Below are 20,825 nucleotides of genomic sequence, written 5' to 3'. Positions count from 1 at the left end.
TTTTAAAAAGTCAAATGGCATTTATAGAAAGTCAATAAACGTTTCTACTATCTATTAAAAAAGTAGCGGAGCAATATATCTGACACACTATGCAATAATGATTAGGGTCAGTAACACAAAGATTGTCATGACGCGGTTTAGTGCAAGTTCAACAATAGTTTTATACATAATTGAATATTTTCAATAGTTCGATATAATAAAGACAATGAATAAGAATTTGATCATCGGTATATTCTTGGCTGTTATGATCTTGGGTGCTGGCGGATACTTTTTGTTGAAAGAAGCTCCAGGTAACAAAGATTCTGAAACTAATATAAGTACAACAACAAATGAAGCCGGATCGCAAGGAAATAAGTTAAACGGAAAACTTTCTGATTTATTAAGTCTCGGTAAAGATTATACTTGTTCATTCAATCAAATCGATGAATCGGGTAATAAAAACAGCGGAAAAGTGTATATAAACAATTCGGGAACAAAACTGCGGGGGGATTTTACTTATCAACTAGCTGACGGCACTTCGCAATCCGGCGGAGTAATTCGTGACGATGAATATAGTTACATTTGGACCGACGGTCAAGGTGGTTTCAAGACAAAAGTCGATCCGGACGTGAAGGATATCTTTGGAGAAAATATGTCGACAGGAGAAAAAAGCGTATTGACCGATGATACCAATATGAACTTTGATTGCGACAATTGGAAAGTGGATAATTCAGTTTTTGTTCCTCCTGTTAATATTGTCTTTACTGATTTGTCGGAAGGAATGTTGCAATTGAACGAGTCAGGGGTTGGGAATAACCAAGAAGTTGATTGTTCGTTATGTGATCAAATTCCCGAGGGAGACGAAAAAAACCAATGTTTAACCGCGTTTGGATGTAATTAATTAAGTACTACGATAGCTAGATTTAGTAGACTTGCAAAAGAAACCCACACCAAATAAGGAACTAGAAGCTTCGCTGACAAAATACTAATTTTTCTAAATTGAATTAGCGTAAGAATTATTGCCAAGAGCATTATATATATTACGATTAGTGCCAAGAAAGGATTTCTTAAGCCAAAAAAAATAATTGACCAGATAGTATTCAGAATAAGTTGTGCAGTAAATACCGTATACGCTTTATCGGTTGCATTAGAACCTTTTTTTGACGTCCATACAAGGTATAGTGAAATCCCCATCAAGGTATAAAGAATTGTCCACACTGGACCAAAGATCCAGTTTGGTGGGCTAAAGAAAGGTTTGTTTAATAAGATATACCAATTTTCAATCGAACTAATCGTAAAGACCGAACCGATTATTCCAGCCAACTGACAGACTAAAATTGAAAAAACTAGTTTATTAAACGATTTTATTTTCATCGTTAATTCATACTAGCAGAAATTCTATGATGTTTCCTTAATGTAGGAAAACCAGCCAAAAAACATTTTATTTTACGATTGTAATTTTTATACTGCTATAATAAGCGTTACGAAGTATTGCGGGGTATAGTTTAGTGGTAGAATGGGCGGCTGGGGGCCGTCCGATCTGAGTTCGATTCTCAGTACCCCGACCAAGTAAAATCACCTACTTTTTAGAAGTTTTAGGAAGAATGTTGCCCAATCCCTCGATTGCCCGTAGGATCTCAAGTGGTACCGCAAAAACTACGGTATTTGACTCATCAGACGAAATATCGTTTATTGAATTTAACGTCCTAAGATGTAGTGCTCCGGGGGAACTCGCCATAATCTTTGCGGCATGAGCTAAATTATCCGCCGCTTGCACTTCCGCATGGCTACTAATTATTGTTGCCCTTTTTTCTCTTTCGGCTTCGGCTTGCTTTGCCATGGTTCTAACCATGTTGTCGGGAAGTTCCATATCTTTTAACTCAACGCTTTCGACGTCAATCCCCCAAGGGTCAGTCATGGTATCAATAATTTTGAGTATCGCGCTTGCTACCTTCTCACGGTTTTGTAATAACTCATCAAGCTCAACTTCACCGACAATCCTGCGCATGGTGGTCTGAGCAAGTTGACTTACTGCCCAATACACATTTTCGACCTCATTGATAGTTTTTGCAGCATCCGCAACTTTGTAATAAATGACAGCATTCATTTTACAACTTACATTGTCTTTGGTAATTGTTTCCTGTTTGGGTACATCAACTGCCTTGGTACGCATGTCCACTTTTAAAAAAGTTTGGAAAATGGGGATAACTATTCTCCAGCCTGGGTTTACTATTCCGGAATATTTCCCCATTGTGTATACGACCCCTCTTTCATATTCATTAATTTGTTTGAGAGAGGCAATGAGAATCAAAAAAACAACGAAAAGAATTACAAGCAGTTCCATAACGTAAAGTATAGACTATTTCAGACTTTTTTTGAAGATATATTTTGGTGCCAAATTTTGAAATCATCGACTGCTTGATTAACGCTATTAAAACCCATTTTTGGAATTTGATCAATTCGAACCCACGCCAAATCTTTCACGTCGTCCGCGGCGGTTAGTTTGCCGCTTAGTATTTCACCTGCATAAAATATATTAATAAGATCGTAGCCGTCATAAACTTCTTTGTAGATGCCAACAATGGCAAGCAATTTGATAGTAAGACCGGTTTCCTCTTTGATTTCGCGTATGGCTGCTTCCGATGGACTTTCCCCTGGCTCCAAAAATCCCCCTGGAATATCGTAGGTATTTGCTTTAGGAGGAACTGCGCGTTTATTTATAAGCACTTTACCTTTATTTACTATAAACACACACGCAGTCGGTTTGGGATTTGTATAAATCGTTACTTCACATTCTTTGCACAGAAAGTGGGGGCCTTTCTTATCTAGCTTGTTTTTACACTGAGGGCAATAGCGATACTTAATCATAGTTTAATGTGTAAGAGTAATTTCTGGTACATACATTTTATGTATAACTATAAGGTAATTTACCTGTTGTTTTTATTTTCTCGGTATGTTACAAGAATACCAGTATGGCAAGAAAGAAGAAAGAAACAGGTTCGGTAACTAAACAAAACGACTCTGCATCAAAGCTTCAGGCGATAAAAATCGCGATGGATCAAATAGAAAATCAGTATGGAAAAGGATCTATTATGCGTCTTGGAGAACGTGCAGACTCGCATTTAAAGATAGATGTAATTCCAACCGGATCAATTGCTTTGGATTTGGCTATGGGTGTCGGTGGTATTCCCCGGGGTCGTATCGTAGAAATTTATGGACCTGAAGCATCAGGAAAAACAACAATTGCTCTTCATGTTATTGCCGAGGCACAAAAAAAAGGCGGACAGTGTGCTTTTGTGGATGCGGAACATGCAATCGATCCGACGTGGGCTGAGGCAATTGGGGTTGATCTTGATAATTTATTGTTATCGCAACCGGACACGGGTGAACAAGCTTTGGAAATCACAGAAACGCTTATTCGGTCAGGTGCACTTGATGTAATTGTTGTCGATAGCGTAGCCGCTTTGGTTCCGCGCGCTGAATTGGAGGGTGAAATGGGAGATGCCGTAATTGGGCTCCAAGCGAGACTCATGAGTCAGGCGTTGAGAAAGTTGACAGGTGCTATTTCGAAATCAAAAACGATTCTAATTTTTACCAACCAACTTCGACAGAAAATAGGTGTAATGTTTGGAAACCCTGAAACAACACCAGGTGGATTGGCGTTGAAGTTTTATTCATCCGTTAGACTGGACATCAGAAGAATTGAGATTCTAAAAGATGCAGATGAAGTAATTGGTTCACGGCACAGAGTGAGAGTTGTCAAAAATAAGGTCGCCCCGCCACTTAGGGTAGCGGAACTTGATATTATGTCGGGTGAAGGCATCTCTAGATCTGGAGGGCTTTTGGATGTGGGTTGTGATTTGAATATTTTACAAAAGAAAGGGGCATTTTATTATCTGGATGGAAAAGTTTTGGCACAAGGCAGGGAGGGTGCAAAGGCTTTGTTGAAAAACGATGCTAAAATTGCGAAAGAAATTGAAAATAAAATTTTAGCAAGAGCAAGTTCCGGCAAAGAAATACCAAAGGAGTTAGGGGAAGCCGATAATGGAAACGCTACTTCTCTTGATAGTGAAATCTGATCTAATTTTACTTCCCCACTAAGATTATCAGTACCGATCTTCGAATTTTGAAGATACGTGGACACTAATTTTTAATAACACGGCAGTTTTTGGTAGATGAAGTGTCAAGAAACTTAGTTTGCTATGAGATAATTATTACATTTTCCGAAATCTTTACTATTACTGTAAAATTGTATTTATGCCGTCGATCACTGCCATAAAACCCCAGAAAACCAAAAACAGAGTTAATGTTTACCTGGACAACAAATTTGGGTTTGGTTTGGATTTGGAAACTTTTGTTATAAGTCAGATAAAAGTTGGAAATGTTTATTCCAATGACGAAATCAATAATCTTATCAATGAAGGACAATACCGTAATACGATCAATCGCTTGATAGCTTTTTGTACAATGCGGCCACGGAGTGAGAAGGAAATCTATGATTGGCTTCAACGAAAGAAAGTACCATCCGAGAGCCATGAAAAGGTGTTTGATAAACTAAAGAGTTTGGAATTGCTTAACGACCTAAATTTTGCTAATTGGTGGATTGATCAAAGAGAAAGTTTTCGCCCCAGATCAAAAAGGCAACTGGAGTTTGAACTTCACAATAAGGGAATAAGCAAGCAAGTAATTGATGAAATATTTAGTAAAAAAATGCCGGACGACGTATCACATGCTTCACGATTGATCGCACAACGCGATTACAAATGGCGGAATTTAGGAAAACTCGAAGCAAAAAAGAAAAAAACTGAATATTTAGCCAGAAAAGGGTTTAGTTGGGAAACAATAAAAAAAGTCGTTTGACTAAAAAGGGTACAAAAAGTACAATATGAATGTGAAGAAGAGGATTATCTTTAACAGATATTACTTTGTTAAAACTAATTTTCCCTTGAAAAGTCTTTCTTAAGGGTTGTGTTTCCTTGCTTCACTTGTTTTATAAATTAACCTATGGATAAATCCGATGACAAAGAATTGAAGGAATTACTTTCCGAAATAAAATCGGAAAGAAAAGAGCTTGCAAAAAAAGAAGAAGCGTTGGCTTTGCGTGAAGCGGAAGTAAAACAGTTACTGGCCGGAATTTCCAAAATGACTCCGGGTGAAGCAGAAAAAACGTTACTTGCCGAAATTGAACGGGAATTAAAGGGCGAGATCGCCAAAAGAATAAGAGCCGCGGAAGAAAAAATACGAGCCGAAAGTAAAAAAGAAGCGGAAGAAATCTTGGTAATGGCTATGAAAAATGGAGCAACGACTTATTCAGCAGACTATACGGTTTCTACGGTTCCTGTTGCCGATGAAGACGTAAAGGGTCGAATAATTGGTCGTGAAGGCAGAAACATTAGAGCATTTGAAAAAGCAACCGGAGTTGAGTTGGAGCTGGATGAGGGTAATTCTATCCGAATTTCTTCCTTTGATTCAATTCGACGTGAAATAGCAAGACGTTCGCTTGTTGAATTACTAAAAGATACCAGGATTCAACCGTCACGCATTGAAGATGTTGTCAAAAAGACCAAAACACAAATGGATGATATCCTCATGGAAGAAGGTCAAAAAATTGCCGAAGAATGCGGAGTATTTAATTTACCCAACGAAATAATTATGCTCCTTGGAAGGTTTAGGTTTAGAACTTCATATGGTCAAAATCTTGCCGTACATACGATTGAAGAAGTAAAGATTGGCGTGGCGATAGCAAATGAAATCGGTGCAGACGTCGAAGTAACCAGATTGGGATGTATGCTCGCTGATATTGGAAAAGTGATCACCGAAGACGAAGGAACCCATATTGAATTAGGCGTTAAATTGTTAAAAAAGCACGGGTTTCCCAAGGGAGTAATTAATGCCGTTGCCGAACACCATGAAGATAAACCATTTTCAGCAGTTGAGTCGGTAATCGTTTGGATTGCAGATGCGGTGTCCGGCTCAAGGCCCGGAGCCAGATACGAACCTCACGAAGACTATTTGAAAAGAATGGACAAAATTGAGGATATTGCGACAAGCTTTAAGGGAGTTGATAAAGCATATGCCTTTCAAGCCGGAAGAGATGTGCGCATAATTGTTAAACCAGAAGAAGTAGATGACGATGCGATCACCATATTGGCAAGAGAAGTTGCTCGAAGACTTGAAAAGGAAGCGGAATACGTCGGAAGAATTAAAGTTACCGTTGTCAGAGAAGTTAGAGCTATGGAAACTACTGCAGCTCGATAATTGCATAGCACTTGACAAAATTATTCTTTTCTAATATCCTCTCAAGCTAGATATGGCAAAGATGAAAAAAGGCGAATTGATAGAGATTGTTGCTCGCAAGGCTCATATGCCCAAAAGAGCAGCCACCGAAGCCGTTGAGGTAATTTTTGATGAAATCGGTAGGTTTTTATCAAAAGGTGTAGACAGTAAAGTTTTGATATCCGGATTTGGAACCTTCAAGACAATTAGAATGGAAGGAAAAACAGTAAAAATTCCTAACACTGAGAAACTGGTAAATATTAAACCACATCCGTATCCCAGTTTTACTCCCGGGAAGAAATTAAAACGCCAGGTGAAGAAATAGACTGTTGGTATAAGGTTCTTTAGACTCCAAGTTTACTTTTCAACTTCTTTAGTTGGCTCGACCGAAGCGTAAGATCGGAATTTGAGTTGATGATTGCCTCAGCTTGATCAAGACTGGTTTTAGCCTTGTTTTTATCGGTGTACCATAGCATAGTCGCAAGGCGCATGTAAGCACCTGAAAGCCAAACATCCCTGTTATACTTTTCCTCGGTTAAATCATTAAGTAAGTTTTTTATTGCATCATTTATAATCTTAAGTCCAATTTTCTTTTGTCTAAACATAAATGTCGCATATCCCAGATGAGCCTTCATGTCATACAAGACCGCCGGGCGCGCGTTTTCTTTGGGGGGATTTTGTGCGAATGCTTTAACAGCCATCTGGAAATACTTCTGGGCATTTTCCCAATCTAAAAGTTGTTCAAACACCTTTGCTGCTCCGCGATAAGACATTGCTAGTGCCGATTTGTCGGTTAAACTTTCTGCAATTTCAACTCCTGCGAGGGAATCGTGTTTTGCGACAACCAAAAAAGCGGCGTCGCCGGTTTGCTGATAAAGATGCTTAAAAACGGATGACCTTGATTGGAGCGCTTCCGAGAAACCTTGTAGGTCGCCATCTTTTTCGTATACTAAAATTGCTTCATCAAGAATTTGCAGCGACTTTATAAAATCCTGCTTTTTTTCTCTGGCGATTTCCGCTTCATTGTGTAATTTTCTACCTCGAAAAGATGTCATGTTTGGATTATAACAAATTATAATTTAATTAATGATACTCCGTGAACCAAGGTCCGTGGCGCCTTTATTCCGCCTTCGGAGGTAAGACAACTTTATCCACGCGATAAATAACGTTGAATTGCCAATTAAGAGAAATTAAATTACTTATAAAGACGCGAATAATTGGTATAATATCACCATGAACAAACTGTTGGTGATATGTGGGCCAACTGCGACCGGCAAAACACACCTCGCGTTATATTTGGCTAAGAAATTTAACGGGGAGCTAATTTCAGCCGATTCACGGCAGGTGTACAAATATATGAATGTCATAACCGGCAAAGATATCCCCGACAAAGCAGTTTGGTTATCATCAGCTATTCAGTTTAATGGAAGTAATGTTGGATATTGGGAGACCGATAATATTCGGATTTGGGGTTACGATCTAGTGGATCCAAGTTACAATTTTAACGTTTCTTCCTTTATGGAAGTAACGGAAAAAATAATTGAGAATATTATCAGTAGAAATAAATTACCGATACTGGTTGGTGGTACGGGATTTTACATATCGGGGGTGGTAGACGGAATTCAGACAGCGCGCGTACCGGTAAATAACGAATTGCGAGATCAGCTTACTGATACGTCGGCTGCCGACCTGTATCGAATGCTGTTGTTGATTAACCCTCGTAAAGCTATGTCGCTTAACTCTTCGGATCAAAAAAATCCTCGACGGTTAATTAGAGCCATAGAGGTCACCAAACATTTAGGAGAATTGGAGAACCGGAAACCACAACCCAAATACGATGCCTTTTGGATAGGGTTGACTATGTCTGACAGGCAAAATTTGAACAATAGAATTGACCAACGAGTTATGATGCGCATTAGTCCTGAATTAGACGCGGAAATGGCGTTGTTGGCACAGGAAGGATATATCAATCAGGCTCCGGCAAGGACAATCGGTTACAAAGAGTGGCTTTTGGCACTAAACAATACTGTGACCAGACAAGTAGCCGCAACGATGTGGAAACGTGCTGAACATGTTTATGCTAAAAGACAAATGACATGGTTTAGAAAACAAAAACACATAGCCTGGTATGACATAGAAGACAAGAAGTATTATCACAAGGTAGAAGAAAACGTAAAAAAATGGCATAATCAGGAATACACATGCGAAAATTAACAATCGAAATATCACATAAAACAATAATTTTTACGACAATTTTTGTATTAGGTTTGTGGCTCGTTTTTTTGATACGGGACATAATTCTGATGCTTTTTGTAGCCTCGCTCATAACAATTATTATGAATCCGCTTGTTACGAGACTTCAGAAGATTAAAATTCCCAGAGCATTGTCAATTCTTGTTGCATATATTCTTGTGATCACCGTTTTTGGACTGTCTCTTGCCGGTGTAGTTCCCGCCTTGGTTGATCAATCGACCAGACTTGCCTTGCTTGCACCTGGTCTGTATGAGTCGATCGGTCAATCAAGCATACTGGGTGAGAAAATACTCGTTGAAACTTTGTCGCAAATTGGCAGGTTACCTAGTTATGTTGCCAAAAGTGCGATTGCGATATTTTCTAATATTCTAAACATTGTTGCGGTTTTGATATTTGCCTTTTATATGCTTTTAGCCCGGGATAGATTTCCGGAGCAGTTGAAAAATGTGTTTGGCGGTAAGTCGGTAGAAGAATTCGAAAAAATAATCAATATATTAGAAAAAAGATTGGGAGGTTGGATGTTAGGTCAGGCTTCGTTAATGCTTATCATTTTTATTATTATTTACGTCGGTCTAATGTTTTTGCAAGTACCACTTGCCTTACCGCTTGCTATTATTGCTGGTATGTTTGAGATTGTTCCGTATTTAGGTCCATTCATAGCTGCTGCGCCTGCTGTCGTAATTGGATTTGGTGTTTCTCCGGTGATGGCGCTTGCAGTTATTGCATTGTATTTTTTGGTGCAACAACTTGAAAATTATCTTATTGTCCCTAAAGTGATGGAAAGGTCGGCAAAAGTAAACCCTATCGTTACCCTGCTTGCATTAACGGTTGGATTTAGATTGGCGGGGATTGTGGGTATTTTCATATCCGTTCCCGTTGTAATAATTATCGAACTTCTTGTTAGAGAATATATGCAGGCAAAGAGAATTTCTTCATAACGCGTACTCATTTCGCTATAAAAAGTAAGCTCAGTGTGGTAAAATACGGCTACTCTGGAGGAAGAACAATCGCTCCTTCTTGAAATATTTTAATAGATCAAAGATGGAGAGGAAAGTCCAGGCAGCAGAAGGCAGGGTGCGCGGTGTAAGCCGTGACCTGAGAGGGCTAGTGGTATATTTTTATACATGAATTCTGAATTGACAGAATTTAAGAGCAACAGAGACGATTCCCAAAGAAGTTAATTACTTTACTGGGGGTGAAACGGGCAATCCTCCCCGCTGCAACCTCCGAATTAAACGTTTGAGGTAGCCTTCCCGACCGTACGGGACGTTTAGAAGATGAGGGCTTAGATAGATGATTGTTTTTCTAATAGTTTTATTAGAAGTGAAACAGAACCTGGCTTACTACCCTCCAGAGTATTTTTTTTTATCGCAATTTCGCTAACAAAAAAGAGTATCATCCTCCACAAATGACTATCCTAGTCTATACCGTGTGCTTTTAATCGTTGTATACTTTATTATGATATAAAGGCTCTTGTGCCAATCGTTAATAATTAACACATATGAAACTGTCCGAAAAAACGCTCCGTGATGTACTTATTGATTCAGGTTATATTTCTGAGGCTGACTATGATGAAATTGCAAGTGACGCAAGAGAGTTAGGTAAAGACGTCGCAGACACAATAATTTTCAAAGGCTTTTTAAGCGAAGACGCGCTTGGGTCGTTGATTGCAGATCACTTTGGAGTAGATAGCGTTAACTTGTCGAGAGTGCACATAGCGCAGGAAGTAATCAACCTGATTCCGGAAAAGTTAGCATTAAATTATCGCATTATTCCATTTAAAAAAGAGGGCAACACCCTAAGTCTTGCCATGGCAGATCCGAAAGATTTTGAAGCATTGGAATTTGCGAAACGGCATACCGGGCTAAACATAGTCCCTTTTTATGCAAGCGCAAAGGATGTAACTAAAGCACTTGGTGGTTATAAGCATGACATTAAAAAAGATTTCGATGAAGTAATTAGTGAAAATCTAAAAAAAGCAAAAAAAAGTGACGAGAGCTTGGAAAAGGCGGCGGAGAAACTTCCTGTTATCAAGATATTGGACACAATTTTAGCTTATTCGATAGCCGAAGGAGCATCAGATATTCACATAGAAACACAAGAAGATCAGGTGGTTGTACGTTTTCGTATTGACGGAATGTTGAGAGATATAATTAAACATCCCCGTGGTATTGAAGAAGCACTTGTCGCGAGAATAAAAATTTTGTCGTTTTTGAAAATTGATGAACACAGAATTCCCCAGGATGGACGCTACAAATTTACAATAAATGAGGAGGTTATTGCTTTGCGTATTTCCGTCATCCCCGGTTTTTATGGAGAAAACGTCGTTATGAGGGTATTGCATGAATCTCAGCGGCCATATAGTTTGGAGGAGCTTGGGTTAACCGGCTCCAGTTTGGAGATTGTGAAGTCAAATATTACAAAACCGCATGGCATGATACTTGTAACAGGGCCAACAGGATCGGGTAAAACAACAACCCTGTATTCAATCTTAAATATGTTAAATACGGTTGATGTCAAAGTATGTACGATCGAAGATCCTGTCGAATACGGTGTCGGACGTGTAAGTCAAATCCAAGTAAATGACAAGACGGGATTAACTTTCGCCGCAGGCCTTCGAGCCTTACTTCGTCATGATCCGGACATTATCATGGTTGGTGAAATCCGCGACAAAGAAACAGCCGAAATTGCTGTCCACGCTGCTCTAACGGGGCATTTGGTTTTATCAACTTTGCACACCAATACAGCTGCCGGCGCAATCCCACGATTACTTGATATGGGTATCGAAGATTTTCTTTTGGCGTCGACCCTTAATTGTGTTATTTCACAACGCTTGGTGAGAAAAATTAACCCTGAGGCGGTTACGAAATATACTCCTGAACCTGATCTGATTAAAAAATTTGAAAAAGTATTTAACGTTAATCTAAAGGGACAAAAGTTTTATCGAGGAAATTCCGAAAACGAGAATATTAAACCCTACAAAGGAAGAGTCGGCTTATACGAAGTGATCAGCGTAGCGGAAAATATCCGTTCGTTGATAGTACAAAAAGCGACCGGAGATGCGATCCAGGATGCTGCAGTAGAAGCGGGCATGACAACGATGCTGCAAGACGGAATAAACAAAGTCTCTGCCGGTTTAACAACAATAGAGGAAGTACTAAGAGTAGTTCAGGAAAACTAATAATAATTGTTACATGCCACTTTATTCTTACAAAGCAAAAGACAGTAAAGGAAAAGTAGTTGAGGATGTTGTACAAGCGAGTTCGAGGAAAGAAGCCGCTTCGATAATCGGCTCCAATGGTTTTAAGATATTAACAATAAAAAATATTCAACAGAGATTCAACGCTTCAATTGGGGGAAGTATTAAGATATCGGAAAAAGCCGCCTTCTGTAGATTTATGGCGACAATGTTAAGAGCCGGTCTTCCGATGACGGAAGCGGTTGATAATATCCGCGAGGAAACCAAAAATCCCAAACTCAAAAAAATACTTTTTGATGTTTCCTTTCAAATAAGAAAGGGGGCAAGTTTGTCTAGTGTTCTATCGAAATACAAAAAAGACTTTGATAATTTCTTTCTAACCATGGTAAAAGCAGGTGAGAAGACGGGGACAATTGATCAGTCTTTTGACTATTTGTCAAAGCAATTACTTGCATCACACGAACTGGATCAAAAAATTAAAGGAGCGATGATGTATCCAATAATTATCGTAATAGCAATGCTTGGAAATGCTGTTATTATGATTACGTTTGTCCTTCCTAAAATTTCAGGTGTTTTTACCGAACTAAATGTTGATTTACCGGCCGCAACAAAGATTATGCTTTCTGTGGGTAACTTCATTGGAAATAATACACTACTAACACTTCTTATTATGGTTGGTGTGTTGATAGCAACCATTTCCCTTTTTCTAATTAGAGCCACCAGATCGTTAATATTTCGTGCCTTTTTGAAATTACCTCTCGTGAAAGCATTGGTAATAAATATTGATGTTGCACGGTATTCCAGAACAATTTCAACCCTTTTGCAAAGCGGAGTACCAATAACCGTTGCGCTAGAGACATCTGCGGGAGTTCTTAGGACGCCAAAATTAGCGGCAAAAGCTGCTGAGTTTTGTGAAGGAGTGTCGCGTGGAGAACAGTTATCGGACATGTTGCTTACAGGAAAAAGAGTATTTCCAACGGCGGTGATTCAAACAATTAGGGCGGGGGAGAAATCCGGAAATTTGGGTGAAGTTTTGGCTGAAATGTCAAATTTCTACGAGAGTGAAGTGGATTACAGCTTAAAAAGAGTTACAGCTTTAATTGAACCGATTCTTATGCTCGTGATTGGTGTGGCCGTTGGGGGATTGGTGTTGATGATGATCACTCCGATATACAGTTTAATCGGTGGTTTTGACAATCTTTAATGTCTAAAAAAATCAAAAAAATACTCAAACAACCCAAGACGGGAATTTTAATTTCCTTAGGGTTATTTTTTGTTGCAGTGATAATTTTTGTTGTAATGAGTTTATTGGGAAAAGAAAAAGATGTGATTGAGAAAGGGCAAATACAAATTACGAGAGGTGACAGGGTTGTAACTGTCAATGAAAATGGACTGATTGAATATCGTTCGGAGGAAGGAGTTTTTTATGAAACCTGGGATCCCAGTCGGACAAATGCTTTTTTTGCCAGTATGGAAGCGGCGGCAAGACAGTATCTGGAAAAAACTCCAGGAAAGAAATTTGAGAATGGGTATGAAATCAAACTGTGGTTGGATGGAGAAATCGTAACCATTTATGTGTCCGAAGACGACGAAGTGGTCGGTGAAATTATTGAGGAAATATTTCAAGAATATGACGACGGAGATGACGACGATGGTATCGGTGACTACTTTGATCAGGACGAGGACGAGGACGATGAAGATGATGGTGATTACACCGGCAATCCTACACCGACTTTACCTTTTGGGACGACCGCAACTCCAAACCCTACAATTACGGGTACGCAAGGAGGAAGTAAAACAGTTCAAACTCCACCCGATTGTGATTTGTATGGTACTTTAGTGACCGGCAGAACTGTTATCTCCAACACGATATGTAATATCGAATAAATTTCTCTTTGATCTAAAGTTGTTTATAAAAACCCGTAAGTGTTAAGCCGTGGGATAAATTGAAAAATTTCAAACCCGTCAAAGGATAAATGTTGGTGGCAATCCCGAGTGCAAGGAAAGTCGGTCAATTATGTTGCAAAGTCATTATCGACTATTTTTCTTTTTACCAAATAATTTGTTAGTTAAAAATTGGTTGGAAAAGTTGCAAAGTATCTTAGCTAAGTCAGTTTTCTAAATAACCGATAATTCACTCGACTAAACACGTCTTGAAAAGAAAAGTGTAATAGTAGTTAGCGTGAGACTTGATTACTTTTCAATCCAGGAAATAAATTCAAAATTTCCCGTTGACGGGAAATATGGTGGAGGATTGTAGAAAAGATTGGCGTCATAATTGACTTCGCGCGTTTCAAATCCTGACGACGGGGGAGTTCCGAAATTCCAATAAGACTTTTCAAACGAAATCAAAGATCCGTTTAGAGTAAGACTGTCTTTTACGGCTTGTGTAGTATTGCCACAAGTGGAGAGATAACCGTGTCTAATTACTTTTCCGGTTTGAGCCATCAAAACAGCGTCCACTCTGAAGTTTTCGGGGATGTTTCTGGTGAAGTAGATGTCGTTTTGAGCTATTAAACCAAGTGCGTTAGACCCATCATAGCCGTTGTAAGTAATATTGTTTGGTATCCAAATATTCATGTTGTTTGATTCAATGGGAAATTTTGCAGCAACAACTGTAGTACGACCCCTGACGACTCCTTCTATCCACAAATGGTCTTCAGCAAAAATTATCGGTGTATCACCAAGTGAATAAGTTCCCTTGAAGCTTTCGTTCGTGATTCTTTCATATCTTCTTTGACAACCATCGTCGGGCGTATATGCATTGTAGTAATTTGTACCCGTGACCGTGTTTACACGTACTGTTCCGTTGCTAAAAAAGAGTAGATGATAACCTTGTCTGCCGGAAGGCGCTAGATACAATCCATCACTATTTGCAGCATCTTTCATGCTGGAATAATTAAAGGATATTGAATCGAAATCGATTGCCGGTGCGGGAAACTGCCACAATCCCTGATCTCCCCCAACACCCCAGACCCCCGGTCTGGTGCGGGACGGATTACAACCGGTTTCGGAGCCACACGTATATGTTTCCTTAGCGCTCGTTACTAGGGCAGTATTAGTTCCATCCATTCTTACCCCGTTGTTGGAATGAACTCTTCCGTTGACGGTAATATTTGTTCCATACCAAGTTGATGCATTAGACGAAAAGGAATACTGAGTGAAAGAAGGTTGTCCATATTGTGCTTCAATAGTTCTTGTCACATGAGGATATTCATTAAGCCACCCCGTTGCCTTGATGGTGACCATGGACGATCCGTCGTCGGGTGATTCTATTTCCAAACTATATTTCCCGATTTCATCCCCTTGAGGATCAACGTAGGTGTGGACATATGGTCCGGGTTGACCGGTGCCGTCGGTTAGATCGTCAGGGTCGTGAGCCAAATGCCACCGATAATAGTTTACACCGGCTTCGGCAATATTAAGAGCGGATTCGGACGCTGTTTGTCGTCTGGAAAAATCAAATTGAAGCGTGAGGATGAAAAGTATGCCATACATCACAACCAGAAATGAAGTAGCAATTACCAGGATTGCTGGTGTGATTGAACCTTGTATCGACTTAGTCATGTTTTACAAATTATCTTTCAACATTCTGAATGTTGTGTATGAATCAAGTATAAAGTCTTCGCTTGTAGGATCGCTACTCTGGTTTACTTTAAGATAAATTCTAACCAATTTGATATCCGACAATACCGGCGGGCTGGAGAGTGGATTATTGATGATATCGATGGGCCAATCGCCATTAAAATATGTAAAGATCGGAAGGTCATCATTTCTAATATCTTCGGTTAACAATTTCACAATTTCGTTGCTAATTACATAACTTGCAGGTTGCCCTGAAGGTTTGACAATACCCTTTTCCAACTCATTGTCGTTTCTCGTGTATCGCACCCTTTCTACGACATTGTCAAAATCAATATCAGAATAGAAGATGATCTCGTTGTCGTCGGCTGTTGCGATCGGATACGATCCGGTTGCGCTTACCCTGGCTGTTCTAATTTCCCTTGTCATGGTGTTGAGATTTATGTTTGCCGTGTCGACGTTATAGTAGCTATCGATAGCCAACTGTTGGTTCTGAGCCAGAATATATTGAAGGCCAAGCACACCACCTCCTAAAATTAAGCTAATTCCCATAACCACCAATAGTTCAATCAATGTAATCCCGGCACTGTTTTTCGTTTTTATCATAATGGATTCAATATTGTTTTACTTGTTGTCTGACCAGTGACGTTAACGGTTGATATGGAGTCTAAAAATCCGGATGCGGTTGCGGCGAGATTATATGTCATCGCCGAAAGATTGGAGAAGAAAACCTGACCGAAATCGGGATCGTTTACTCCTCCGGTGAACTTGCTTTCGTTAAATCCAAGGCTGTTGGATAAAACTGCAGACACCGAAGCCGTCATATTGTTTCCGTCGCTAAATACAGCAAGCAAGCTGTTGGGAGTAGGGTTCGACAAAGCAATTTTTAGATCCACGGTTTCGTTTGCATGTAGTTGTATGGGGAGAAGAGGATTGCTACCTGAAACTACGGAGCTTGAAACAATAAACGAATAATTATCCCATTCCAAGTTGTCAATTGAAATGTTACCGTTTTCGTCTGTTGAGAAATTTTCAATAAACTTAAAGACGGGATAATCGTCTATATCTGTTCCGATTCTTCTTTCCCCTTGGAGGGTAAACGAAGTATTTGCTAGAGGAGAAAATCCGGATTCCCTGGAGTTGAAAGTTGCGATATTTAGTGAACTTAAAACATCGATGGCAAAACTTATTTCAGTTATTTCACCTTCTATAATGCTTTGGAGTGGCTTGTCCGGATTTGCAACTTCAGCGTTGGAATATGTTTTATCGGTGCTGTAATTTTCTTTGGTTGCAGTGATGGTGTAACACTCCAGACATTGCGGAGCACCCGGGAGAACAATTCTACCATTATCGTTTGTCTGTAGAGATAAATCGATTGCCGGTGTTAGTCCTCCTGCTTGTATTCGGACCTGAGCTTGTGGTACGGGATTTGCATTTGAATCAAACACGAGGATGGACAGCGTGCCTCCACCGTCGGTATTTTCAATTCCGCGAGGTGCGATGTCGGTTACCAAAACAACAGGCGCTTTTCTTGAAGGAGATAAACCTTCCCAGGACACATCAATTCGAGCTCGTTTGTAATCAATGGGCAAGATGTCTTCAGGAGCTTGGTCGTCGAATGGATCATCCACGTAAACAATACTGGTTTTTATCGTATATGCCAGACCATTCAAAACAACTGTTTCGTTTTGCGCAAGGCTTCCGGATGGAATTCCACCGAGCGTACCTATTTCTTCGTAAGGTAGATTTCGGATAATTTCTAAACGCTCTTGTCCCAAATGGCGAGCGGCGATGCGTGCTTTGTTGAATCCGACCAACCGATATGAAGTACTGGTCAGGGTAAAAATAGCCTGCCCCAAAATTATCATTACTGCAAGAGCAATCAATACGCCAATGAGTGATTGCCCACTATGTAGTTTTTTTGCATTCATGGGCAGGTGCTTATAAAAGTATGCCCTCTTTAGATATTAAAGTCTAGTATTTGTTCATACATGCTTCACCTTTTGGTTATCGCTGAGTGGGTGCGGTGGTGTGCGCTATACCGATTGATTTCGGATATGCCGTACCTTGCGGTTATTTAGCCTATTTGTCATAATCAATAATAGTTAATCCGATTTAAACGGAAACTCTGCCATGATAAATAAAAAATTTGTTTCGATCTATTTTTCTTCTAATGAAGTAAGGATAATTCAAACAACACCCAACAAAAAGAAAGTTAAACTTTCGGGAAGTTTTAATATGCCTGAAGGTATAATTTCCGATAGAAGTGTAAAAAACCCCGATGAATTAGCGGAGTTCCTCAGAGCGGTATGGGCAAAAAACAAAATCAAAGAAAAATCGGTTGGGATAGTAATACCCGAGTTTTCAACATTTACCAAAATGATTGATATACCAGACATTGAAAAGGAGGATATTGATGAGGCGGTAAGATGGCAATCGCAAGAATTTTTACCGTGGGAGGAAAATGAAACGATTTTAGATTGGAAAATTATTGATAAAAACAAAACTGGTTACGTTATATTGTTTGTAGCAGTCAGGAAAGATGTTTTGATGGGATATGTCGGTGCAGTTTCGGCTGCCGGTTTGTTCCCAATCGTAATTGAAACACCGTCACTTTCTCTTTTAAGGCTTTCTTCTTCGGGTGATGTGGGGAAGTTGGTATTTTATGGCGGTAAAAACTCGAGTATTTTTATTGTCGCAAGAGGAGAAAAAATTCTTGGCAGCTCAGTTGTTTACTCGAGCAGTGAGGCCGACTTGTATTCTACAGTTACGAGAATGGCAAGTCATTACGGAGATGTTCAAATACAATCGGTTGAAATTAACGGCCCAGGAGCGACCGCTTCGTTTGGCAAAAAACTAATGGAAACGTTTAATACAAAAGTTGCAATGCTTGGAACAAAAATAGATGGTTTAACAAACGAGGCACTTGGACAATATTTGATACCAATTTCTTTGCAATTCAAAGAACCTTCTCAACCTGCTGATCAGTACAGCATAAACCTGCTTCCAGAAAAGTGGGTTAAAAAATACGAAATGGAAAAACTAAAACTGCAAACATGGAGTTTGTCTTTGGTAGTTTCGTATGTCGTGTGGATCACTTTTTTTGCTGCCTTGTCAACTTATTTATTGTTTGGGCAAATGATTACCGACCTGAAAAATGCCGACACAACACTTCGAAAAACCGATCCTGCGAAAGTGCAATTAATTACCGATATCCAAGATATAAACTTACTCACAAGAAAAACGTTTACGATTAACGAAAGTACCGTATTGCCGCAAACACTGCTAAATGATATTTATGCAGTTCGACCTGAAGCTGTGACAATAAGGCATTACACAATTGACCTGGAAGCCGGTGAAATTAAGTTATATGGTATATCAAAGGAAAGACAATCGCTCATACTTTTCAAACAAGCCTTAGAGAGCAACAAAAATTTTTCAATTGTTGATATTCCAATAGCTTCTCTCGAGACTGACAGGGATTTGGATTACAGTATGGGCTTTAATTACTTACCGATTTCTACGAAAAAAGAATCCGCGGTAAAAACCAAAAAATAAAATGGACAACAAGAAAGAAATAAAAAACGACAGCAAAGAAAGTGATTTAATTGATAAAAGCAGTGATGGAAAATTAATAAAAGCTGTAGCGAATCCGGTGGTACCTGCCGGCAAGAATAAATTCCCACTTTTAAAAAATAAGACACAAGAAGGTGATACTGTCAGTAAGGTAAAGAAGAAAAATATTTGGGTTAAAGATATATTTTTGGGAATAATAAATCTGGCTTTTTTGTTCGGGCTGGTTTACCTTCTGGGACAGATTCCACAAAGAGCGGGTCAGATTAAATCTCTTAGAAGTCAGTCGGTACTTAATACCGAAGCGGATGACATGACAGTACTTAAATTCGATTATGAAAACAACATAGAATCAATCGAGAAAATCAAAAAAGCATACCCGACTGATGATGGACTAATTGCTTTTATGGGTGAAATAGAAAAATTAAAAACCGAAGGAAGTGTAGTGGGTTTTACTTTTGCAAGTGACATACCTGTTCCCGATAAAACAAAAAATTTCGGTTTTCCGATTATTATTATGTTGTCGGGATCCTGGGAAAGAATCAGCGCTGATATTATAAAAATACAAAACTTACCTTATGTTTTTCGACCAGTAACTTTTGACGCCGAAGAGATCCCTGAAGAAGGCAGAGTTGAGGTTAAGTATGGAGGGTTTTTATATGTTGACAAAAGCTTGGAGAAAAATTGATCGGTTTTATTTAATTTTGGCAATAGTACTTATGGTGCTTGCTGTACCCGTGATATACACGTCACTTGGAATACTGTCCGCCTTCACTACCGTATACGAAATTGACAATGAAGCTGACCGTGAAGCACGGTTAGATAAAACAAAGCTTGATCAAGCCGTTACTTCGATCTACCATAGAGATATACCCACTTTGCAAGTTAGGGAAACAGCGATTGCCGAGATAGTGGACGAAAATTAATTAATGTTAAATAAATCAACAAAGTATCCGCAAGCCAAAATAGAAGGAGTTTTATCATCACATGTTAATTCAAAGCACGTTTTGCTTCGCAATAGTAATCTCAACTTTCATTCTTCGGATAAATATAAAAAAGTGAACGGAGGTTTTAGTCTGATGGAAATCCTAATTGTAATTGCTCTTATTAGTGTCCTGTCGACGGTGATGATTATTGTTATAAATCCCCAACGCCAATTTGCGAAATCCCGTGACTTTGAAAGAGAATCTGATTTGATTGGTATTTTGTCATCCGTACAGCAGTATGCGGCAGAGCATAGTGGTGAACTTCCTGATACCGATAATGATCCGGAGACCAGTAGTTTTCCAACTGAAGCAACCTGTATCGGGACAGGTGTGGGCTGTTTTGATTTGGCTGGTGCTGGGGAGGCGGGAGAAGAAATTGTACCGGTTTACATGGTGTCTATGCCTTTTGATCCAAGAACCGGTGATGCCGAAGATACTGCCTATATGATTCATGTAGATGCCAATGGTCATTTGGTTGGATTGGCTGTCGGTGAAACAAAAGAGGAAATTTCGGTCTCGAAATAGATATACAAATAAATAGTCTTGCCTTCATTGTTAAATATTTTACAAACTAAATATTTTATTAAGTGTTGCGATTTAACTTTTTTTAAATAAACAAGTTTTGATAGCGCACGGAAAGACAAGACGCTCTCAATAAGAAATTTGTTGGTAATTCGTCGAACTTACTATTAATCAAAGAAATTACGCTATTGGGCACGATACGTTTTGTTGGGAATAAACTCTTCGGATTAGTGCGAGACAACTGTGGATTTTTTAGATCGCGGTTTTTATATTAATGGGTGGAAATTGGTTGCACTATGGTGTTAGAATGAACTACCTTTCTTGTAAAGGATTAACATAATTAATTTTTTAAGCTGAAATATTAAATGTATTTTGGCGCTTACTGAATTGTCTCTTTGGTTTGTGTACTTAGTTTAAGTTGCATCCTGTTTACAGGGTAATAACTAGCAAGCTAT

21 protein-coding genes and 1 tRNA gene are annotated in these 20,825 nt (G+C 39.2%); 15 read left to right on the top strand and 7 right to left on the bottom strand.

The window, feature by feature from the left end; translation table 11 throughout:
• Nucleotides 1-205: 205 nt before the first annotated feature.
• On the top strand, nucleotides 206-880 hold the full coding sequence (locus tag IPM62_06165; protein ID QQS38933.1) for a hypothetical protein: 675 nt from the start codon (nucleotides 206-208) through the stop codon (nucleotides 878-880).
• Here IPM62_06165 and IPM62_06160 read toward each other — a convergent pair.
• Entirely contained in the window at nucleotides 877-1,353 is a 477-nt protein-coding gene (locus tag IPM62_06160; GenBank protein QQS38932.1) for a tryptophan-rich sensory protein, read from the bottom strand. The two genes, IPM62_06165 and IPM62_06160, sit on opposite strands and share 4 nt — an antisense overlap.
• Nucleotides 1,354-1,473: 120 nt before the next feature.
• Here IPM62_06160 and IPM62_06155 point away from each other — a divergent pair.
• Nucleotides 1,474-1,547 (top strand) — tRNA-Pro (locus IPM62_06155).
• Nucleotides 1,548-1,558: 11 nt separating this feature from the next.
• Here the strand turns inward: IPM62_06155 and IPM62_06150 are convergent.
• Entirely contained in the window at nucleotides 1,559-2,323 is a 765-nt protein-coding gene (locus IPM62_06150) for a slipin family protein (protein ID QQS38931.1), read from the bottom strand.
• 20 nt (nucleotides 2,324-2,343) lie between these two features.
• A complete protein-coding gene (locus IPM62_06145) occupies nucleotides 2,344-2,847 on the bottom strand; it encodes an NUDIX hydrolase (GenBank protein ID QQS38930.1) in 504 nt (167 codons plus the stop codon).
• Nucleotides 2,848-2,951: 104 nt separating this feature from the next.
• Between IPM62_06145 and recA the strand changes: the two genes are divergently transcribed.
• The 4 genes from recA to IPM62_06125 all read left to right on the top strand — a co-directional run bounded on the left by recA (nucleotide 2,952) and on the right by IPM62_06125 (nucleotide 6,580).
• Nucleotides 2,952-4,058, top strand: a complete 1,107-nt coding sequence (recA, locus tag IPM62_06140; protein ID QQS38929.1) for a recombinase RecA — start codon at nucleotides 2,952-2,954, stop codon at nucleotides 4,056-4,058.
• A 178-nt stretch (nucleotides 4,059-4,236) separates the two neighbouring features.
• Nucleotides 4,237-4,839, top strand: a complete 603-nt coding sequence (locus IPM62_06135) for a RecX family transcriptional regulator (GenBank protein QQS38928.1) — start codon at nucleotides 4,237-4,239, stop codon at nucleotides 4,837-4,839.
• Between the two features lie 144 nt (nucleotides 4,840-4,983).
• Entirely contained in the window at nucleotides 4,984-6,237 is a 1,254-nt protein-coding gene (gene rny / locus IPM62_06130) for a ribonuclease Y (GenBank protein QQS38927.1), read from the top strand.
• A gap of 52 nt (nucleotides 6,238-6,289) precedes the next feature.
• The gene (locus IPM62_06125; protein ID QQS38926.1) at nucleotides 6,290-6,580 is read left to right on the top strand and encodes an HU family DNA-binding protein; all 291 of its coding nucleotides are present in this window, start codon (nucleotides 6,290-6,292) and stop codon (nucleotides 6,578-6,580) included.
• A 19-nt stretch (nucleotides 6,581-6,599) separates the two neighbouring features.
• On the opposite strand, the gene IPM62_06120 is transcribed toward IPM62_06125, so the two are convergent.
• Nucleotides 6,600-7,310, bottom strand: a complete 711-nt coding sequence (locus IPM62_06120) for a hypothetical protein (GenBank protein ID QQS38925.1) — start codon at nucleotides 7,308-7,310, stop codon at nucleotides 6,600-6,602.
• 178 nt (nucleotides 7,311-7,488) lie between these two features.
• Here IPM62_06120 and IPM62_06115 point away from each other — a divergent pair, with 178 nt between their 5' ends.
• The 5 genes from IPM62_06115 to IPM62_06095 all read left to right on the top strand — a co-directional run bounded on the left by IPM62_06115 (nucleotide 7,489) and on the right by IPM62_06095 (nucleotide 13,594).
• On the top strand, nucleotides 7,489-8,469 hold the full coding sequence (locus IPM62_06115; protein QQS38924.1) for a tRNA dimethylallyltransferase: 981 nt from the start codon (nucleotides 7,489-7,491) through the stop codon (nucleotides 8,467-8,469).
• Nucleotides 8,457-9,446 (top strand): AI-2E family transporter, encoded by a 990-nt coding sequence (locus IPM62_06110; protein QQS38923.1) that lies wholly within the window; start codon nucleotides 8,457-8,459, stop codon nucleotides 9,444-9,446. Before IPM62_06115 ends, IPM62_06110 begins: the two co-directional genes overlap by 13 nt.
• Before the next feature lie 563 nt (nucleotides 9,447-10,009).
• Complete coding sequence (locus tag IPM62_06105; GenBank protein QQS38922.1) at nucleotides 10,010-11,689, top strand: type II/IV secretion system protein; 1,680 nt, start codon at nucleotides 10,010-10,012, stop codon at nucleotides 11,687-11,689.
• Between the two features lie 13 nt (nucleotides 11,690-11,702).
• The gene (locus IPM62_06100; protein ID QQS38921.1) at nucleotides 11,703-12,911 is read left to right on the top strand and encodes a type II secretion system F family protein; all 1,209 of its coding nucleotides are present in this window, start codon (nucleotides 11,703-11,705) and stop codon (nucleotides 12,909-12,911) included.
• Nucleotides 12,911-13,594 carry a hypothetical protein gene (locus IPM62_06095; GenBank protein ID QQS38920.1) on the top strand — a complete coding sequence of 228 codons (684 nt, stop codon included), beginning with the start codon at nucleotides 12,911-12,913 and terminating at the stop codon, nucleotides 13,592-13,594. The genes IPM62_06100 and IPM62_06095 overlap by 1 nt, the downstream gene beginning before the upstream one ends.
• 306 nt (nucleotides 13,595-13,900) lie before the next feature.
• On the opposite strand, the gene IPM62_06090 is transcribed toward IPM62_06095, so the two are convergent.
• Genes IPM62_06090 through IPM62_06080 form a run of 3 tightly spaced genes read right to left on the bottom strand, consistent with a single transcriptional unit; the run spans nucleotide 13,901 to nucleotide 17,220 of the window.
• Nucleotides 13,901-15,274, bottom strand: a complete 1,374-nt coding sequence (locus IPM62_06090) for a hypothetical protein (protein ID QQS38919.1) — start codon at nucleotides 15,272-15,274, stop codon at nucleotides 13,901-13,903.
• 3 nt (nucleotides 15,275-15,277) lie between these two features.
• Nucleotides 15,278-15,895 carry a prepilin-type N-terminal cleavage/methylation domain-containing protein gene (locus IPM62_06085; GenBank protein QQS38918.1) on the bottom strand — a complete coding sequence of 206 codons (618 nt, stop codon included), beginning with the start codon at nucleotides 15,893-15,895 and terminating at the stop codon, nucleotides 15,278-15,280.
• On the bottom strand, nucleotides 15,892-17,220 hold the full coding sequence (locus tag IPM62_06080; protein ID QQS38917.1) for a hypothetical protein: 1,329 nt from the start codon (nucleotides 17,218-17,220) through the stop codon (nucleotides 15,892-15,894). The genes IPM62_06085 and IPM62_06080 overlap by 4 nt, the downstream gene beginning before the upstream one ends.
• Nucleotides 17,221-17,422: 202 nt before the next feature.
• Between IPM62_06080 and pilM the strand changes: the two genes are divergently transcribed.
• Genes pilM through IPM62_06060 form a run of 4 tightly spaced genes read left to right on the top strand, consistent with a single transcriptional unit; the run spans nucleotide 17,423 to nucleotide 20,373 of the window.
• Entirely contained in the window at nucleotides 17,423-18,847 is a 1,425-nt protein-coding gene (gene pilM, locus IPM62_06075; GenBank protein ID QQS38916.1) for a pilus assembly protein PilM, read from the top strand.
• A 1-nt stretch (nucleotide 18,848) separates the two neighbouring features.
• A complete protein-coding gene (locus tag IPM62_06070) occupies nucleotides 18,849-19,550 on the top strand; it encodes a hypothetical protein (protein QQS38915.1) in 702 nt (233 codons plus the stop codon).
• Nucleotides 19,522-19,788, top strand: coding sequence for a hypothetical protein (locus IPM62_06065; GenBank protein QQS38914.1), 267 nt, complete (start codon nucleotides 19,522-19,524; stop codon nucleotides 19,786-19,788). The genes IPM62_06070 and IPM62_06065 overlap by 29 nt, the downstream gene beginning before the upstream one ends.
• Nucleotides 19,789-19,791: 3 nt before the next feature.
• Complete coding sequence (locus IPM62_06060) at nucleotides 19,792-20,373, top strand: type II secretion system protein (protein ID QQS38913.1); 582 nt, start codon at nucleotides 19,792-19,794, stop codon at nucleotides 20,371-20,373.
• Nucleotides 20,374-20,825 lie beyond the last annotated feature (452 nt).

The sequence above is a fragment of the Candidatus Woesebacteria bacterium genome, assembly GCA_016700095.1.
Lineage (GTDB): Bacteria > Patescibacteriota > Microgenomatia > UBA8517 > UBA8517.
Note: the sequence above shows the minus strand (reverse complement) of the source record. Positions and strands in the feature narration are given on the sequence as shown.

Coding starts and splice junctions, on each gene's coding strand:
- IPM62_06165 (QQS38933.1), top strand. CDS start 206: ATGAATAAGAATTTGATCATCGGTATATTCTTGGCTGTTATGATCTTG.
- IPM62_06160 (QQS38932.1), bottom strand. CDS start 1,353: ATGAAAATAAAATCGTTTAATAAACTAGTTTTTTCAATTTTAGTCTGT.
- IPM62_06150 (QQS38931.1), bottom strand. CDS start 2,323: ATGGAACTGCTTGTAATTCTTTTCGTTGTTTTTTTGATTCTCATTGCC.
- IPM62_06145 (QQS38930.1), bottom strand. CDS start 2,847: ATGATTAAGTATCGCTATTGCCCTCAGTGTAAAAACAAGCTAGATAAG.
- recA (QQS38929.1), top strand. CDS start 2,952: ATGGCAAGAAAGAAGAAAGAAACAGGTTCGGTAACTAAACAAAACGAC.
- IPM62_06135 (QQS38928.1), top strand. CDS start 4,237: ATGCCGTCGATCACTGCCATAAAACCCCAGAAAACCAAAAACAGAGTT.
- rny (QQS38927.1), top strand. CDS start 4,984: ATGGATAAATCCGATGACAAAGAATTGAAGGAATTACTTTCCGAAATA.
- IPM62_06125 (QQS38926.1), top strand. CDS start 6,290: ATGGCAAAGATGAAAAAAGGCGAATTGATAGAGATTGTTGCTCGCAAG.
- IPM62_06120 (QQS38925.1), bottom strand. CDS start 7,310: ATGACATCTTTTCGAGGTAGAAAATTACACAATGAAGCGGAAATCGCC.
- IPM62_06115 (QQS38924.1), top strand. CDS start 7,489: ATGAACAAACTGTTGGTGATATGTGGGCCAACTGCGACCGGCAAAACA.
- IPM62_06110 (QQS38923.1), top strand. CDS start 8,457: ATGCGAAAATTAACAATCGAAATATCACATAAAACAATAATTTTTACG.
- IPM62_06105 (QQS38922.1), top strand. CDS start 10,010: ATGAAACTGTCCGAAAAAACGCTCCGTGATGTACTTATTGATTCAGGT.
- IPM62_06100 (QQS38921.1), top strand. CDS start 11,703: ATGCCACTTTATTCTTACAAAGCAAAAGACAGTAAAGGAAAAGTAGTT.
- IPM62_06095 (QQS38920.1), top strand. CDS start 12,911: ATGTCTAAAAAAATCAAAAAAATACTCAAACAACCCAAGACGGGAATT.
- IPM62_06090 (QQS38919.1), bottom strand. CDS start 15,274: ATGACTAAGTCGATACAAGGTTCAATCACACCAGCAATCCTGGTAATT.
- IPM62_06085 (QQS38918.1), bottom strand. CDS start 15,895: ATGATAAAAACGAAAAACAGTGCCGGGATTACATTGATTGAACTATTG.
- IPM62_06080 (QQS38917.1), bottom strand. CDS start 17,220: ATGAATGCAAAAAAACTACATAGTGGGCAATCACTCATTGGCGTATTG.
- pilM (QQS38916.1), top strand. CDS start 17,423: ATGATAAATAAAAAATTTGTTTCGATCTATTTTTCTTCTAATGAAGTA.
- IPM62_06070 (QQS38915.1), top strand. CDS start 18,849: ATGGACAACAAGAAAGAAATAAAAAACGACAGCAAAGAAAGTGATTTA.
- IPM62_06065 (QQS38914.1), top strand. CDS start 19,522: ATGTTGACAAAAGCTTGGAGAAAAATTGATCGGTTTTATTTAATTTTG.
- IPM62_06060 (QQS38913.1), top strand. CDS start 19,792: ATGTTAAATAAATCAACAAAGTATCCGCAAGCCAAAATAGAAGGAGTT.